General features: G+C 65.8%; 12 protein-coding genes. 8 read left to right on the top strand and 4 right to left on the bottom strand.

Annotated features, from left to right (window positions below; translation table 11 throughout):
- The 6 genes from MU449_RS09235 to MU449_RS09260 all read left to right on the top strand — a co-directional run bounded on the left by MU449_RS09235 (nucleotide 1) and on the right by MU449_RS09260 (nucleotide 7,424).
- On the top strand, nucleotides 1-1,512 hold the full coding sequence (locus MU449_RS09235) for an ABC transporter substrate-binding protein (RefSeq protein ID WP_244737738.1): 1,512 nt from the start codon (nucleotides 1-3) through the stop codon (nucleotides 1,510-1,512).
- A 43-nt stretch (nucleotides 1,513-1,555) separates the two neighbouring features.
- Nucleotides 1,556-2,479 carry an ABC transporter permease gene (locus MU449_RS09240; RefSeq protein WP_244737739.1) on the top strand — a complete coding sequence of 308 codons (924 nt, stop codon included), beginning with the start codon at nucleotides 1,556-1,558 and terminating at the stop codon, nucleotides 2,477-2,479.
- Between the two features lie 4 nt (nucleotides 2,480-2,483).
- Complete coding sequence (locus MU449_RS09245; RefSeq protein ID WP_244737740.1) at nucleotides 2,484-3,314, top strand: ABC transporter permease; 831 nt, start codon at nucleotides 2,484-2,486, stop codon at nucleotides 3,312-3,314.
- Nucleotides 3,311-4,987, top strand: a complete 1,677-nt coding sequence (locus MU449_RS09250) for a M14 family metallopeptidase (protein WP_244737741.1) — start codon at nucleotides 3,311-3,313, stop codon at nucleotides 4,985-4,987. The genes MU449_RS09245 and MU449_RS09250 overlap by 4 nt, the downstream gene beginning before the upstream one ends.
- 148 nt (nucleotides 4,988-5,135) lie before the next feature.
- On the top strand, nucleotides 5,136-6,569 hold the full coding sequence (gene cls / locus MU449_RS09255) for a cardiolipin synthase (RefSeq protein ID WP_244737742.1): 1,434 nt from the start codon (nucleotides 5,136-5,138) through the stop codon (nucleotides 6,567-6,569).
- Nucleotides 6,570-6,605: 36 nt separating this feature from the next.
- Nucleotides 6,606-7,424: a mechanosensitive ion channel family protein gene (locus MU449_RS09260; RefSeq protein ID WP_244737743.1), complete on the top strand. Its 819-nt coding sequence runs from the start codon at nucleotides 6,606-6,608 to the stop codon at nucleotides 7,422-7,424.
- Between the two features lie 78 nt (nucleotides 7,425-7,502).
- On the opposite strand, the gene MU449_RS09265 is transcribed toward MU449_RS09260, so the two are convergent.
- The 3 genes from MU449_RS09265 to MU449_RS09275 all read right to left on the bottom strand — a co-directional run bounded on the left by MU449_RS09265 (nucleotide 7,503) and on the right by MU449_RS09275 (nucleotide 10,694).
- The gene (locus MU449_RS09265; protein WP_244737744.1) at nucleotides 7,503-8,885 is read right to left on the bottom strand and encodes a tripartite tricarboxylate transporter permease; all 1,383 of its coding nucleotides are present in this window, start codon (nucleotides 8,883-8,885) and stop codon (nucleotides 7,503-7,505) included.
- 1 nt (nucleotide 8,886) lies between these two features.
- Nucleotides 8,887-9,324 carry a hypothetical protein gene (locus tag MU449_RS09270; protein ID WP_244737745.1) on the bottom strand — a complete coding sequence of 146 codons (438 nt, stop codon included), beginning with the start codon at nucleotides 9,322-9,324 and terminating at the stop codon, nucleotides 8,887-8,889.
- 68 nt (nucleotides 9,325-9,392) lie between these two features.
- Nucleotides 9,393-10,694 (bottom strand): hydroxymethylglutaryl-CoA reductase, degradative, encoded by a 1,302-nt coding sequence (locus tag MU449_RS09275; protein ID WP_244737746.1) that lies wholly within the window; start codon nucleotides 10,692-10,694, stop codon nucleotides 9,393-9,395.
- Nucleotides 10,695-10,837: 143 nt separating this feature from the next.
- Between MU449_RS09275 and MU449_RS09280 the strand changes: the two genes are divergently transcribed.
- On the top strand, nucleotides 10,838-12,199 hold the full coding sequence (locus tag MU449_RS09280; RefSeq protein ID WP_244737747.1) for an aminotransferase-like domain-containing protein: 1,362 nt from the start codon (nucleotides 10,838-10,840) through the stop codon (nucleotides 12,197-12,199).
- Nucleotides 12,196-13,131, top strand: a complete 936-nt coding sequence (locus MU449_RS09285; protein WP_244737748.1) for a hydroxymethylglutaryl-CoA lyase — start codon at nucleotides 12,196-12,198, stop codon at nucleotides 13,129-13,131. The genes MU449_RS09280 and MU449_RS09285 overlap by 4 nt, the downstream gene beginning before the upstream one ends.
- A gap of 32 nt (nucleotides 13,132-13,163) precedes the next feature.
- Here the strand turns inward: MU449_RS09285 and MU449_RS09290 are convergent, their stop codons facing one another.
- Nucleotides 13,164-14,675: an argininosuccinate lyase gene (locus tag MU449_RS09290; protein ID WP_244737749.1), complete on the bottom strand. Its 1,512-nt coding sequence runs from the start codon at nucleotides 14,673-14,675 to the stop codon at nucleotides 13,164-13,166.
- Nucleotides 14,676-14,697: the final 22 nt, after the last annotated feature.

Genomic DNA, 14,697 nt, shown 5'->3' on the forward strand with positions numbered 1-14,697 from the left:
ATGAAAAAGAACTTCGCCGCCACCGCGCTTGCGCTTCTCATGCTGGCCACGCCCGCCTTTGCGGAAGGCAAGCTGACCGTGTCCTCCCCCCAGGATCCGGGAAGCTGGGACCCGATCGACACGTTCCTTGTGAACTGGGCGTCGGTGGGCACGAACATCTATGACGGGCTGACGTGGCGCGGGCCGGATCTGGAACTGCAACCCGGCCTTGCCACCGCGTGGGAGGAACTGGACGACGGCACCCGCATCCGCTTCACCCTGCGCGAGGGCGTGACCTTCCACAACGGCGAACCCTTCAACGCCGAAGCGGTGAAGTTCACCTTCGACCGCCTGCTGGGCGAAGAAGGCGGCAAGGGCCCGCAGCAATCGAACTACACCGCGATCGAGAGCGTGGAGATCATCGACGACATGACCGTCGATTTCCATCTGAAGGCGCCCGATCCGGTCCTCCTGACCAAACTGGCCGGATATGGCGCGATGATCGTGCCCCCGAAATATGTCGAGGAGGTGGGCGAGGAAGCCTTCAACCTGAACCCCGTCGGCACGGGCGCGTTCAAGTTCGTTTCCTATGAACCCCGCATCGGCATCCGGCTGGAGGCGAACCCCGACTATTGGGGTGGCGCGCCGAAGATCTCGGAACTGGAATACCGGTTCATCACCGAACCGTCGACCGCCTTGGCCGAACTGCAATCGGGCGGCGTCGATCTGGTGATCCCGCCGACCATCCCGATCGGCATGATCTCCACCATCGAAAATGCCAGCAATCTGGAACTGGTCACCACGCCGGGCCCGACGGTCTATTCCCTGCGCTACAACACCCGCGACGGCATCACGGCGGATGAGCGTGTGCGCCGCGCCCTGACCATGGCGGTGGATCGCGACACCATCGTGAACTCCATCCTCGGGGGGCAGGCCAGCGTCATATCGCAGTTGCAGGGCAAACAGTCCTTCGGCTACAACCCGGATCTGGAACCCCTGCCCTTCGATCCCGCCACGGCGATGGAGTTGTTGAAGGAAGCGGGCGTGCCGCAGGGCGCGCAGGTGCAGATAGACGTGCGCGGCAACGACGCGACCTTCAACGAGGTGGCGCAGGCGGTGTCGGCCTATCTTGGGATGGTGGGCATCAACGCGACGATCCAGCCGCACGAGACGAACGTGCTTCTGAACGACATCATCCCGCAGGGCAAGACCGGCGCGATGTTCCAGCAAAGCTGGGGCGGATGGACCTTCGATTACGACAACACCGCGTATTCGATGTATCACTCGGGCGAAAAGTGGAACCCCTATGACAGCGATCCCGAACTGGACGCGCTTTTGGAATCCCAACGCCCCATGACCGACCGGGCCGAGCGGGAGAAGGTTCTGCAAGAGATCGCGGCCTATGCCTACGAACGTGATCTGGAAATGCCGATCTACAACCTGAACGCCATCTACGCGATCAACACCCGCGTGAAAGGGTTCGTTCCGGCCCCCGACAGCCGGATGAAACTGAACGACGTCACCGTCGACTAATCGAACGGCCGCCCGGTTCGGGCGGCCCAAGCAGGGGGCGGGCATGGCCGGTTTTCTTTTGAAGCGATTGCTGCAATCGGTGTTCGTGGTCATGGTCGTGACCCTGATCGTGTCGGTGGCCGTGCGGATGACGGGCGATCCGGCCCTGATGATCACCTCGGGCGCGACCAACGTGACCGAGGCGGACCTGGCCCGCATCCGCGAGGGGCTTGGCCTGAACGAGCCGTTTCTTCACCAATACATGAACACCCTTGCCGGCCTGTTCACCTGGGATTTCGGCCGCAGCTTCGTGGGCGGGACGCAGGTGTCCACCCTGATCGCGGGCGCGCTTCCCGCCACGCTGGCGCTGGCCTTCGCCTCGCTTCTGGTGTCCATCGCCATCTCGATCCCGCTGGGGATCCGGGCGGCGGTGAACCGGGGGCGCGCCAGCGACCAGATCATCCGCATCCTGTCGCTGATCGGCCTGTCCTTTCCGAACTTCTGGCTGGCGACGATGCTGGTTCTGCTGTTTTCCATCACCCTGCAATGGCTGCCCCCGTCGGGCATGAACGGGCTGGCCAGCTTCGTGATGCCCGCGGTGACGATGGGCGTGATCCTGACCGCCACCAATGTCCGTCTGGTGCGGACCACGATGCTGGAGGTGTTGAACAGCCAGTATATCATGGTCGCCCGCGCCAAGGGGTTGAGCGAGCGCAAGGTTCTCTACAAGCACGCGCTTCGGAACTGCGCCATTCCGCTTGTCACCTATCTGGGCCTGCAATTCGGCGGCCTTCTGGGCGGCGTCGTGGTGGTGGAGCGGGTGTTCAACTGGCCCGGCATGGGCTCGCTCGCCTTCGATGCGGTGTCGGCGCGCGATTATCCGGTGCTGCAATCGGTGATCATGGTGCTGTCGCTGATGATCGTGTCCGTCAACCTTCTGGTCGACATCGCCTATGGTCTGATCGACCCGCGCATCCGGACGGAGTGAGCTGATGACCCTGAAACGCTTCGCCTCGCTTGAATTCATCCTGGGTGCCGGACTGGTTTTCGTGATCACCGCCGCCGTGCTGCTGTCGGGCTGGCTGTTCCCCAATGTCGGGGCGATCGACCTGATGGCGCGGCTGGTGCCGCCCTTCACCCGCGCGGACCACATCCTTGGCACCGATCCCCTGGGCCGCGACGTGCTGGCCCGCGTGGTGGCGGGGGGCTGGATCTCGTTGCAGGTCGGGTTCGTCTCGGTTGCGGGGTCGGTCATCCTCGGTGTGCTGGTGGGGCTGATCGCGGGATATTACCGCGGGTTCTGGGACGTGCTGGTCATGCGCTTTGCCGATGTGCAACTGGCGCTGCCGTTCATCCTTCTGGCCATCACCTTCATCGCGATCATCGGCGGCAGCCTGACCAACACGATCCTGCTTCTGATCGTGTCGCAATGGGTGCAATACGCCCGCCTTGTCCGCGCGCAGGTCCTGACACTGCGGGAGAGGGAGTTCATCCTGTCCGCCCGCGCGACCGGCGTGAAGAACCGCCACATCATCCTGCGCCACATCCTGCCCAACCTGCTGGGGCCGGTGATCGTGCTGATGACGCTGAACGTTGCCAACAACATCCTGCTGGAAAGCAGCCTGACCTTCCTTGGCCTTGGCGTGGATCCGACGATCCCCAGCTGGGGCGGGATGCTGGCAGACGGGCGCACCTATCTTCAGACGGCATGGTGGGTCAGCGTCTTTCCGGGCCTTGCGATCCTGCTGACCGTTCTGGGCCTGAACCTGCTGGGCGACTGGCTGCGCGACACACTGGACCCGACGGGGCGGACGAACCGATGATCTTTCAGGCCACCTATCCCCGCACGTTGACCGACCTTCTGGACCGCATCGACACCGGCCGGGTGGAGGCGTGGACATTCGACGACCGCGCCACCCGAATGCGGGCGGAGCAGGCCTTCGCCGTCAAGGGCGTGACGGCGCGGATCCGCAGCGCCTACAAGCCGCTGGTCCATTTCTTTCTGGAGGAGGTCGGCCCCGGCCTGATCAAGGCCGAGATCGCCTATCCCCGGCATCCCTCGGCGGTGCCCAACCGGTTCCTGCTGGAGACCTATCCCCTGTCCGCCCTTCTGCCGGGGGTGGAGGTGACCTTCACACCCGGCGCGGGGCCGGATTACGATGTAACCCTGACCTTTCCCGACCGGACAGAGACGCACCGCGTCCGGGCGCCCAACCGCGTCCACGTCGATGCCGTGGGGGAGACGCTGCTTTCGCCCACCGGCTGGCTGGTCCATGACGGCACGGACGAGGCGCTGGAGACCGAGTTCGAGGCGCTGTTCCACGACACCATCGCCGCCATCGCCGCGCAGGATTGGGGCGAGGAACCCTATTTCGACGAGTTGAACATCGCCGTCACCCTGCCCGTCGCCGACGACCCCCTGCCCCATGCCGATGAAGTCGTCAGCCTGCGCGAGGCGCTGCACGAGGATCTCTATTTCACCCTGCTGGAGGTGTTTCAGCGCCGGTCGGGGCGCCCCTTGGGCGATCGCGGGCTTCAGCCGGGTCAGATCGTGCCCGAAGTGCGCTTCGGCCCTGAATCGGCCGTGCGGGTGGAGGTGCGCCCCCTGTCCCGCGAGGATCGGACGGGCGAGGCGCAGGACCTGGACACGGCGACCGCCCCCCTGCCGGTGACGCAGATCGCCGATATCCTGACCTCGCTGAACGGGACGGCCTTTCAAGCCGATACACGTTCGGGCCGCCAGGTGACGGCCATGCGGGTCACGGGGACCGGCGCCCCGATCATGATCAGCGCCGGACAGCACGCGAACGAGACGACGGGCATCGTCGGCGCCCTGCGGGCGGGACGGCGGCTGGCCGAACAGGGGGCGGCCTTCACCCTGTCGCCGCTTGAAAACCCGGACGGCTATGCCCTGCATCAACGCCTGATCGCGGACAATCCGCGTCACATGCATCACGCCGCCCGCTACACGGCGCTTGGCGACGATCTGGAATATCGCGCCGGGGCCTATGAGAAAGCCATTCGGCTGCAGGCCGAGGCGCTGACCGGCGCGGCGCTGCATGTCAATCTGCACGGCTATCCCGCGCATGAATGGACGCGGCCCCTTTCGGGATATGTGCCGCGCAATTTCGCGATGTGGACGATCCCGAAGGGCTTTTTCCTGGTCCTGCGGCATCACGCGGATCACGCACAGGCGGCCGAACGCCTGATCGACGGCGTGACGCGGCGGCTGGCGGACGTGCCGGGGCTGATTGAGGACAACAACGCCCAGATCGCCCTTTACGAGGTTCACGCCGGCGAAACCGGATACAGGATGATCAACGGCTTTCCCTGCCTCGTTCATGCCGACGACCGGCATTCGGTGCCGCTGACCCTGATCACCGAATATCCGGACGAGACGATCTACGGCGCCGCCTTCCGCGCCGGACATGAGGCGCAGATGCAGACGGTTCTTGCCGCACATGCCGTCTGGCAGGAGATGTCCGGGGGCGTCTGACCCCACGCCTGCCCGGCCCGACAGGTTGCGCCGCCACGGCATCAATTGCATCCGGGGTCCGGTTCCGTAAACTGGCGCGCGACGGTGATGATATCGGGCGCGTTTGCAACGCCCGGGGCCGCCTGGATGTCAAGATCACGGAGGCCCCATGGCGACGCTGTTTCTTTGCCTGCATATCCTGATCGTCCTGATCTTCACATGGCGCATCCTGCTGCGGGACAATCTTACCCCGCAGGCGCGGCTGGCCTGGTTCACCGTTCTGATCGTGCTGCCCTATGTCGGCAGCGTCATCTATCTTCTGTTCGGGGAAATCACCGTGGGCCGGAAGGCGGGCGACCGTTACCGCCGCGCCTTCGATCGGATCCGCACCCAGAAGGCCCACCTCATGGGACAGGTGGAGGATACGGACCGCCTGATCGATCTGCCCTATCGTCCGGCGTTTCGCTATGCCGGGTCGATCAACGGGTTCCATGCGGTGGCGGGGAACCGGGCCACGGTGATGGCCGATGCCGCCGCCACGAATGCCCACCTCGTCGCGGATATCGATGCGGCGCAAAGCCATGTCCACGTGCTCTATTACATCTGGCTGAACGACACGACCGGCACGCAGGTGGCGCAGGCGCTGATCCGCGCCGCAAAACGGGGCGTCGTCTGCCGGGCGATGGCGGACGGGTTGGGATCGCGCGCGCTGATCACGTCGCCTTTGTGGCGGCAGATGGCGGATGCGGGCGTGAAGATGGCGGTCGCCTTGCCGCTGGACCGTCCGATCCACACGATCCTGACCAGCCGTATCGATCTGCGCAATCACCGCAAGATCACGGTCATCGACGGCAAGATCACCTATTGCGGCAGCCGAAATTCCGCCGACCCGGAGTTTCGGATCAAGGCCCGCTTTGCCCCATGGGTCGATATCATGCTGCGGTTCGAAGGGCCGATCGTCGCGCAGAACGACCTGCTGTTTCTCAGCGACTGGATGCAGGCCACGGGGGACGCGCCCGAGGATGCGGCGCGGATCGCCCCGCCGGCAGAGGGGGGCTTTCCCGCGCTGGTGATGGGCGCCGGTCCGACCGAACGTCCGGGGGCCACGCCGCAACTGTTTTCGGCGCTGATCGCGGGGGCGCAGGACAGGCTGACCCTCTCCACCCCCTATTTCGTGCCGGACGCGACCGTGCTGGAGGCGCTGTGCGCCGCGGCCCATCGCGGGGTGGCGGTGAGGCTGATCTTCCCCAAGGTCAACGACAGCTGGATCGTGGCAGCGGCAAGCCGCAGCTATTATTCCAGATTGCTGACGGCGGGCTGCGTCATCCATGAATTCAAGGGCGGCCTTCTGCATTCCAAGACCCTGACGCTGGACGGCATGGTCAGCCTCGTGGGGTCCTCCAACCTCGATCTGCGCAGTTTCGATCTGAACTTCGAAAACAACATCCTATTGCAGGATCCGGGCGTGACCCGCGCCGTTCAGGACCGTCAGCAGGACTATATCGCCCGGTCGGACCTTGTGAGCTTGGATCAGGTGACCGCCTGGCCGGCCTGGCGGCGGGTGTGGAACAATGTTATTGCCACGATCGGCCCAGTGCTCTAGCCCGTTCGAAGGCCGCAATCGCCACGGGCAGAACCGATGAACTGGAAAACGATACAGGGTTGGCTGACGCATCTGCATCCCGACAAATGGTCAGGTGCGCTGATCATCCTGCTGATCTTCCTCGCCCTCGGACTTCTGTCGTCCCACCTTCTCAAACGCGCCATCCGCCTTGTGGTCGCGCGGGATCGCGACCACCGGCTGGATCGCATGTCCGTCGGGTTTCTGGCCAAGGTCGCAAGCGCCTTCGTCTGGATCATGATCCTGATGCTTTATGCGCACATGATCCCTGCCCTGGACCGCCTTGCCACGGCGCTTCTGGCCAGTGTCTCGGTCGCTTCGGTCGTGTTCGGATTGGCCGCCCAATCGACGCTGTCGAATTTCGTGGCCGGGTTCAGCCTGATCTTCTACCGCCCGTTCCGGTTGGGCGACAAACTGAAGATCACGGCCCCGGGCGGGGTGGAAAGCGGCGTGGTGGAGGATGTGTCGCTGGGCTATACCGTTCTGAAGACCTCCGACAATCGCCGGGTCATCATGTCGAATGCGTCGATCTCCAGCACGACGATGATCAACCTTTCCGCCGCCGACCAGCGGACGATATGCGTCATCCCGTTCTCGATCGACCAGGATGCGGATATTGACGCCGCCCGCGCCCTGATCCTGCAATCGGCGGCGCAAAGCAAGGCGATCGAGGAGGTTCTTGGCTGTCCGGTGACCGGTCTGGGCCCTGCGACCGTGGATCTCAGCCTGCGCGTTCGCTGCGCGACCCCCGACATCGCGGCCGAGGTGTATACCGACATGCTGGAGGCGGTGAAAAAGCGTTTCGCGGCGGCCGGGATGACGGTCCAGAGTTCCTGAGGCCGAACCGCCCCCGCCCCGCATGACCGGGACGGCGCGACCGGATCGACCGACCGTCGCGCCGCCCCTTTTCATCGATCAGGCCAGCAGGCGCATCAGGGCCGGCACGCTCAGCACCGCGGCGTAATAGCCCATGAACTGCACCCCCGTATTCATGCCCAGCACGCGATACAAAAGCCCCCCGACAAGGCCGACGGTCAGGATGACGAACACCGCCAGAAAGCCGCCTTCCCAAAGGCCGATCACCAGCACGAGGCCGACGAAGGTGCCGATGATCGCCTCGTGGCTGATCTTGCGCGACACGAACACCGCCGCCTGCCGCGCAAAGTTCATGGCGAAGGGATAGGCGATCAGGGCCGCCAGGGCGACGGCCAGAAGGCCATAGAACAGGAACTCCGGCACGGTCAGCAGGGTGTGCAGGTTGTTCACCTCTCCCGTCGTCGCATCCACGGTGAAGCGGGGCGGCGCGTTGAACAGCGGGGCCGCCGGACCTGCCGCGACAGGGCTGAGCGGCAGCCCGAACGCGATAAGGGGGATCAGCGCCTCGGCGATGTAGGTGGATTCGGTCACGCCGTTGCGAACCGCCAGAACCGAGGTCAGGCGGTGATAGGCATGTTTCACGCGCGCGCCCACGGCCTCGCCCGCGATGACCGTCACGGCGACGGGGCTGAAGACGAAGGTGGCACTGCTGACCGCGGCGGCGATGGCCGTTGCGCGGGTCTGGAACCCGTCCAGCACGCGGAACGGGTTCGGGAAATACCCGTGCCAGCCCTTCACATCGGGCGCCAGCGTCATCTGGCGATAGGCGCTGCGGTTCATGCGCCGCGCTTCCATCGGCGAGGCGGCGGAGAACAGCTCGGCCACAAGCGGGCCGATGGCGATGCCAAGGAAATAGCTGATGGCAAGACGCATATCCTGCGTGCCGGTGAACGCCTGCAACGCCACGATGACCAGTGTGAACGGCACAAGACCCGCAACCGCCGACCACCGCCCCGCCGAGAAATAGGCGATCAGCACGGCGGCGATCAGGAATATCCACGGTGCGGCGGCGGTGATATAGCTGCCGAACGGCGCGAGGATGACGGCGAACAGCACCGCGACCGGCACCGCGATGAAGGCGGAGATCACCGCCCCCGCCAGCATTTTGCGCAAGGCGATATGCGGGGCGCCCAGATTGCGCATCGCCGTCGCCTGCTGAAGAAGCGGGATGGCCAGCGTGTCGCCCGGAATGCCCAGAAGCGCGGTCGGCACGGCATGGGTCATGTGCTTGGAAACCGCCGCCGCCATCCAGAAGGTCAGGATGGCCGCGGGCGGCGCGCCCAGCATCACCACAAGAAGCGTCACCGGCGCGATGGTCGCGGTTTCGTCCGTGCCGGAGACAAGGCCGATGGCCGAAAACAGCACCGCCCCCAGAACGCCGAACCCGACGGCGGTCAGAATCTCAAGAAGGAGTCCGTCCATCCTAGACCTCCCCCCCGACCCGTGCAGCGCTTTTGCGATTGGCGAACACGTCGTAAAGCCCGGTTTCGTGCAGTTCCTTCACCACGGCGGGCGGAAGATCGGCCATGTCGCCGATGGTGCCGCCTTCCGCCTCGATCTGGTCCAGAACCTGATGCTGCCATTCGGCGCTGCCGGCCCCCAGTTCTTCGGTCAGAACGCGCTTGGGCGCATAAAGTCGCGCGCAGATCAGGCCGCCGGTCAAGCAGCCCAGAATGCCCAGCAGCATCGCCAGGGCCCGCCCGATCTGCGGCGTTTCCGCCATGGGCGTGATGACCAGCAGCCCGATGCCGTAAAAGGCAAGGCTGACCGCCCCGCCGATGATGATCGCCCGCCCCAGATGCCGGCGCGACACCACGTCGCCCCACACCTCGGCCAGCTGGCCGTCCGATGTCGATGTCATGATCTTCTCCCTTGTCCCCTCCGCAGGCCGCCCCGCACCCCTCCGTGCGGGGGCGGCCCTGTCGTCATTCAGTTGGCACGTATGTCGGCCAACACCTCCTCGGCGCGGGCCGAGCGCACATCGTGATCGGCGGCCAGCCGTCGTGCGACCTCGTCGATCTCCGCCCCCGTGGCACCGGCCCCGATCGCGATGTTGCGGGCGTGCAGCGCCATGTGGCCGCGCTGGATGCCCTCGGTCGCCAGGGCCCGCAGCGCCGCCATGTTCTGCGCCAACCCCACCGCGACCGTGACCTCCGCCAGCTCCACCGCCGTCGTGACGTTCAGAACCTGCAGGGCCGCGCGGGCGGCGGGATGGGTCTTGGTCGCCCCCCCCACCAGACCCAGCGCCATCGGCATTTCCAACGTGCCGATCAGGTTGCCATTCGCGCCGATTTCCCATGTGCTGAGCGATGTGTAGCGCCCCGAGCGCGCGGCATAGGCATGGGCCCCCGCCTCGATCGCGCGCCAGTCGTTGCCCGTGGCGACGACGACCGGGTCGACGCCGTTCATGATGCCCTTGTTGTGGGTGGCGGCGCGGTAAGGGTCGATGGCCGCGAATTCATAGGCGTCGACCATGCCGTCGATCACGCGCCGCCCGTCGAAGTCCTTGGTGGCCAGCGACGCCTCGGTCAGTTCCACCCGCGCCCGCGCAATCCGCAGATCGGCCAGGTTCGACAGAATGCGCAGACGCACATGGCCGCCGGTCATCTTCTCCACGATCGGGGCGACCGTTTCGGCCATGGTGTTGACCGTGTTGGCCCCCATCGCGTCGCGCACGTCCACCAAAAGGTGCATCACGACCATCGGCCCCCGGGCCGAGGACGGGAAGACATGCACCTCGATGTCGCGGCAGCCGCCGCCGAACTTCACCAGCACCGGATCCTTGGCATTCGCGGCTGCGACGATCTGGTCCTTCGCCTGCAGAATCTTCAGCCGCGCCCCATGCGGGTCCGGGATGCCCAGGATCTGCACCTGCGCGCGCATGATCGGCAGGGTGGAGGAGGTCTGGAACCCGCCGCAGCCGCGCACGATCCGCGCCATGAACGACGCCGCCGCCACGACCGACGGCTCCTCCACCGCCATGGGCACCAGATAATCGCGGTCGTTCACGGTGAAGTTCGTGGCAACGCCCAGCGGCAACTGGAAGGTGCCGACGACGTTCTCGATCATGCCATTGGCCAGATCGACGGGCAGCGCATCGCCGCCGAACATGGACTTGCCGTTGGCATCAAGGCTGACGGCCTCCGCCACGCGGTCCAGCCGTCCCGCCGGATCGAGGTTGCGCATGTTTTCAAGCCGCGAGTTCACAACCCGCGGGGTGCCGATGGTCATCAGGTAATCTCCTCCCTCTGTGCAGGGGCCGGCGGACCGGCCCTTGCGTCCGCCCCAAACTGTCATGCTATATTGGCGGCGATCAAGGGACAGTTCTGCGGATTATCGGGGGGGACTGTCATGATTTTCAAAGGGGACGATCCGTGGCCAGCCGCGTGGACAAATTGGTCGATGACGTGATCCGGCAGGTGGCGGCGGGCGTCTATCGGAACGGCCAGCGGCTTCCCTCGGTCCGACAGGGCGCTGCGTTGCATGGCGTGTCCAAGAACACGATGGCCGAAGCCTATGACCGGCTGGTCGTGCGGGGTGTCGTGACGGCCCGCACCGGGTCCGGCTTTTATGCCACGGGCGAATGGCCGACGGCCCCCGTGCCGACGACCCCCCATGTCGCCGAGGCCATCGGCATCGTCTCGCTTTTGCGCGAGCAGTTGGACCAGCATTACGAGGTCCGCGCCGGGGATGGCCGCCCCCCGGCGTCGTGGATGGAAGGCTCCGAGATCGGCCGCTTCATGCGCAGTTCGCGCAGCAGCGAGATGGAATACGGCTATGGCAGTCCGTGGGGTCTGGCCGGTCTGCGCCAGTGGCTGCGAATGTCATTGGCCGAACGGCAGATCCCGGTGGCCGAGGATGGGATCGCCCTGACCCACGGGATCAATCACGGGCAGGATCTGATCATCCGTCATCTGCTGGAACCCGGCGATACGGTCTTTGTGGACAGCCCCGGATACTATCCGTTGTTCGGCAAGCTGCGGCTTGCGAATATCGTCGTCGTGCCGATCCGTCGCGGCCCGGACGGCCCCGATCTGCGCGATCTTGCGGACGCGCTGGAGCGTCACCGGCCCAAGATCTATTTCACCCAAAGCCAGGCCCACAATCCAACCGGCAGCGGCCTGTCGCCCGCGCAGGCGTTCAGCATCCTGCAGATGGCCGAACTGCACGATTTCCGCATTGTCGAGGATGACGTCTTTGCCGATATCCTGCCGCCGACGCTGCCGCGCCTCGCCGCTTTCGGCAAGGCGGAGCGGGTGATCTATCTCGGGTCGTTCTCCAAGACGCTCTCGGCCGGGCTGCGCTGCGGCTATGTCGCGGCGGCGCCCGATATCGTGCGCCGGATCGTGGACATCAAGATGCTCACGACCGTCTCCACCTCCGCCCATGTGGAGCAGCTGATCCTGAACCTGATCGAAGGCGGGCATTACCTGCGCCACCTTCGTCGCCTGCGCGCCCGCATCCATGAAGGGACGAAGGATTCGGTGACCGCCCTGTCCCGTGTCGGACTGACGGTGGCGCCCCCCGCCACCCCCGGCTTCTATCCCTGGGTGCCGCTGCCCGAGGGAACGGACGAGGAGGGTCTGGTCCGCCGCGCCGCCGCGCGCGACATCTTCCTCGCGCCCTCCAGCGTGTTTCACCCCGACGGGGCCGGGCTGTCGGCGGGGATGCGCATCAACGTCGCCTATGGGTCGGACCCGAGGCTGATCGACTTTCTGAAGGAGGAGCTGGGATGACAGCGCAGGACCAGGTGCGGATCGTGGAGGTGGGGCCACGTGACGGCCTGCAGAACGAGGCCGCGCCGCTGGATGTGCCGGGCCGCGTCGCCATGATCGAGGGGCTGATCGCCTCCGGCCTCTCGACGGTGGAGGTCGGCAGCTTCGTCTCCCCCAGATGGGTGCCGCAGATGGCGGGATCGGACGATGTGCTGGCCGCCTTTGCCCATCGGACGGAGCTGCGATTGCCGGTTCTGGTGCCCAACATGAAGGGGTTTTTGGCCGCCAAGGCCGCCGGGGCGCGGGAAATTGCGGTCTTCGCCTCCGCCTCGGAAAGCTTTTCGCAACGCAACATCAACTGCTCCATCGACGAAAGTCTGGAGCGGTTTCGCCCCGTCATGGACGCGGCCGCCGAGGCCGGGATCGCGGTGCGCGGCTATGTCTCCTGCGCGTGGGGCTGCCCTTACGAGGGCGCGGTCGATCCGGCGGCGGTGGTCCGTGTTTCGGCCGCGCTGCACGCCATGGGCTGCTACGAGATTTCCGTCAGCGACACGATCGGCACGGGCACCCCGACCGCCGCAAGGGGGGTGATCGAAGCTGTTGCGGGATCGGTGCCGATGTCGGCCTTGGCCGTGCATGTCCATGACACCTATGGGCAGGCGCTGGCGAACATCCTTGCCTGTTTTCAGGCCGGGGTGCGGGTGTTCGACGCCTCGGTCGGGGGTCTGGGTGGCTGCCCCTATGCCAAGGGGGCCACGGGCAACGTTGCGACCGAGGATCTGGTCTTCATGCTGGACGGGATGGGGATAGGGACGGGCGTCGATCTGCGGCGTCTTTGCGCCGTCGCGGTGGATGTGTCGAACCGGCTTGGCCGACCGCCCTCATCCCATGTGGCGCGGGTCTTCGCCCAGACCGGGGGCGAAGGATATCCCTTCGCCACCGGCACGACCTGACGCATTTCACATACGTCGGGGAAAGGCGCGGCTCAGTCGGCCTGCACCCTGCGGAACGCCGTGTCGAGGTTCGACAAGGACGCGTCGATATGCTCCCGACGCCCATCGATCCAGGCCTGGCCCTGGGACAGGTTCTGACGGGCCTCACCGATCATGCGCTCCATCTCGGCGGGCTGCGGACCCCCGCGCGTCGCCCGGTTGCGGATGATCGCCACAGGGTCCAGCGTCGCGCGGAACGTCGCCTCGTCGATCGGCAGGTCCTGCGGGTAATCGGTGCCGGCCACCGTTTCGGTATAGATCCGCTGCGCCTCGGCATAGGGGAAGTCCAGCGGGCCGATGCCGGTTTCGCGGGCATGGCTGACGACCTCGGACGCGAAATGATGGCCTTCGCGGAACGGCAGCCCATGGTCGCGCATCAGCAGATCGGCCAGTTCCTGCGACGCGGTCCAGTCCGCGTTCAACTCCTCCAGCGCGCGTTCGGGATTGATGCGCAGCGCCTTCAGCACCCGGTCCAGACGGTTGAGGGCCTTGATCCCCGCCTCCACCACGGCGGCGTTGTCATCGACCGATTTCGGGTCCGACATGCCCGGCGTGATGTTGTGGGTCTGGATGATCGGCCCCATCGCCAGCGTCACGGCGGTCGAGGCGTCGCTGCGGGCCGAATTCAACAGGCCGGGATTGCGCTTCTGCGGCATGGCGCTGCTGACATAGGTGTTGTCGCCGCCCTCCTCCAGCAGGATCCACGGGCGGGTCTGGGCATACTGCGTCATCACATCCTCGACGAAGTTGCCGGTGTGCAGCGCGATGGAGGTGACGATGCCCGCCACCTCGACCGGCTGGTCCATGGACGAGATCTGCGAGGCGTCATAGGCGTTGTCCACCACCCCGGCAAAGCCGAGATAGTCCGCCATCCGGTCGCGGTTCAGGGGCCAGCTCGTGCCGTTCAGGACCGTGGTTCCCATGGCCGAACGGTCGATCCGGGCATAGGCCTCGCGGATGCGCTGCGCGTCGCGGTCCAGCCCCGCTGCATGGCCCAGAAGGTAGTGGCCAAAGCTGTTGGGCTGCGCCGCCACCCCGTTGGTGTAATTCGGAACGATGGTGTCCGCATGGGTCTGCGCCAGATCCACGAGCGTGGTGGAGGTGGCGTTCAACTGCTGGGCCAGATCCAGGAGGCCGTCGCGCAGGATGGCGGCGCGGTAGGTGGCGTGCATGTCCTGACTGGACCGACCGGCATGGATCAGCGTCACGTCCAGACCGCCCGCCTTGATCAGAAGCGGCTCGAACGAAATGACGGTGCCGGGGCGTTCGCCGTCCGGCTGGGCGCCGTCGTCCAGCACCTTTTGCAGGGCGGCGGCAATGTCCGGGGCAAGGGCGGGGTCCAGAAGCCCCTCCTCGCTGTTGATGACGATGGTGGCCTTGTTGATCTCCCCCAACCAGAAGAACTCGTCGCGGTTGTCGGTCTGGGCCGCGGAGGCGGTCGCAAAGCAGATGACGGCCCCCCCAAGCGCCAATGGGCGCAGCGGGGCGCGGATGTAAAAGGTCATGGTCTCTTCCTCCCTGAAGATG

This window comes from Falsirhodobacter halotolerans, assembly GCF_022899245.1.
Taxonomy (GTDB): domain Bacteria; phylum Pseudomonadota; class Alphaproteobacteria; order Rhodobacterales; family Rhodobacteraceae; genus Falsirhodobacter; species Falsirhodobacter halotolerans.

Bases quoted from the DNA above. Each gene is read 5' to 3' on its own strand.
- MU449_RS09240 (WP_244737739.1), top strand. From the start codon at position 1,556: ATGGCCGGTTTTCTTTTGAAGCGATTGCTGCAATCGGTGTTCGTGGTC.
- MU449_RS09265 (WP_244737744.1), bottom strand. From the start codon at position 8,885: ATGGACGGACTCCTTCTTGAGATTCTGACCGCCGTCGGGTTCGGCGTT.
- MU449_RS09290 (WP_244737749.1), bottom strand. From the start codon at position 14,675: ATGACCTTTTACATCCGCGCCCCGCTGCGCCCATTGGCGCTTGGGGGG.
- MU449_RS09245 (WP_244737740.1), top strand. From the start codon at position 2,484: ATGACCCTGAAACGCTTCGCCTCGCTTGAATTCATCCTGGGTGCCGGA.
- cls (WP_244737742.1), top strand. From the start codon at position 5,136: ATGGCGACGCTGTTTCTTTGCCTGCATATCCTGATCGTCCTGATCTTC.
- MU449_RS09250 (WP_244737741.1), top strand. From the start codon at position 3,311: ATGATCTTTCAGGCCACCTATCCCCGCACGTTGACCGACCTTCTGGAC.
- MU449_RS09270 (WP_244737745.1), bottom strand. From the start codon at position 9,324: ATGACATCGACATCGGACGGCCAGCTGGCCGAGGTGTGGGGCGACGTG.
- MU449_RS09285 (WP_244737748.1), top strand. From the start codon at position 12,196: ATGACAGCGCAGGACCAGGTGCGGATCGTGGAGGTGGGGCCACGTGAC.
- MU449_RS09275 (WP_244737746.1), bottom strand. From the start codon at position 10,694: ATGACCATCGGCACCCCGCGGGTTGTGAACTCGCGGCTTGAAAACATG.
- MU449_RS09235 (WP_244737738.1), top strand. From the start codon at position 1: ATGAAAAAGAACTTCGCCGCCACCGCGCTTGCGCTTCTCATGCTGGCC.
- MU449_RS09260 (WP_244737743.1), top strand. From the start codon at position 6,606: ATGAACTGGAAAACGATACAGGGTTGGCTGACGCATCTGCATCCCGAC.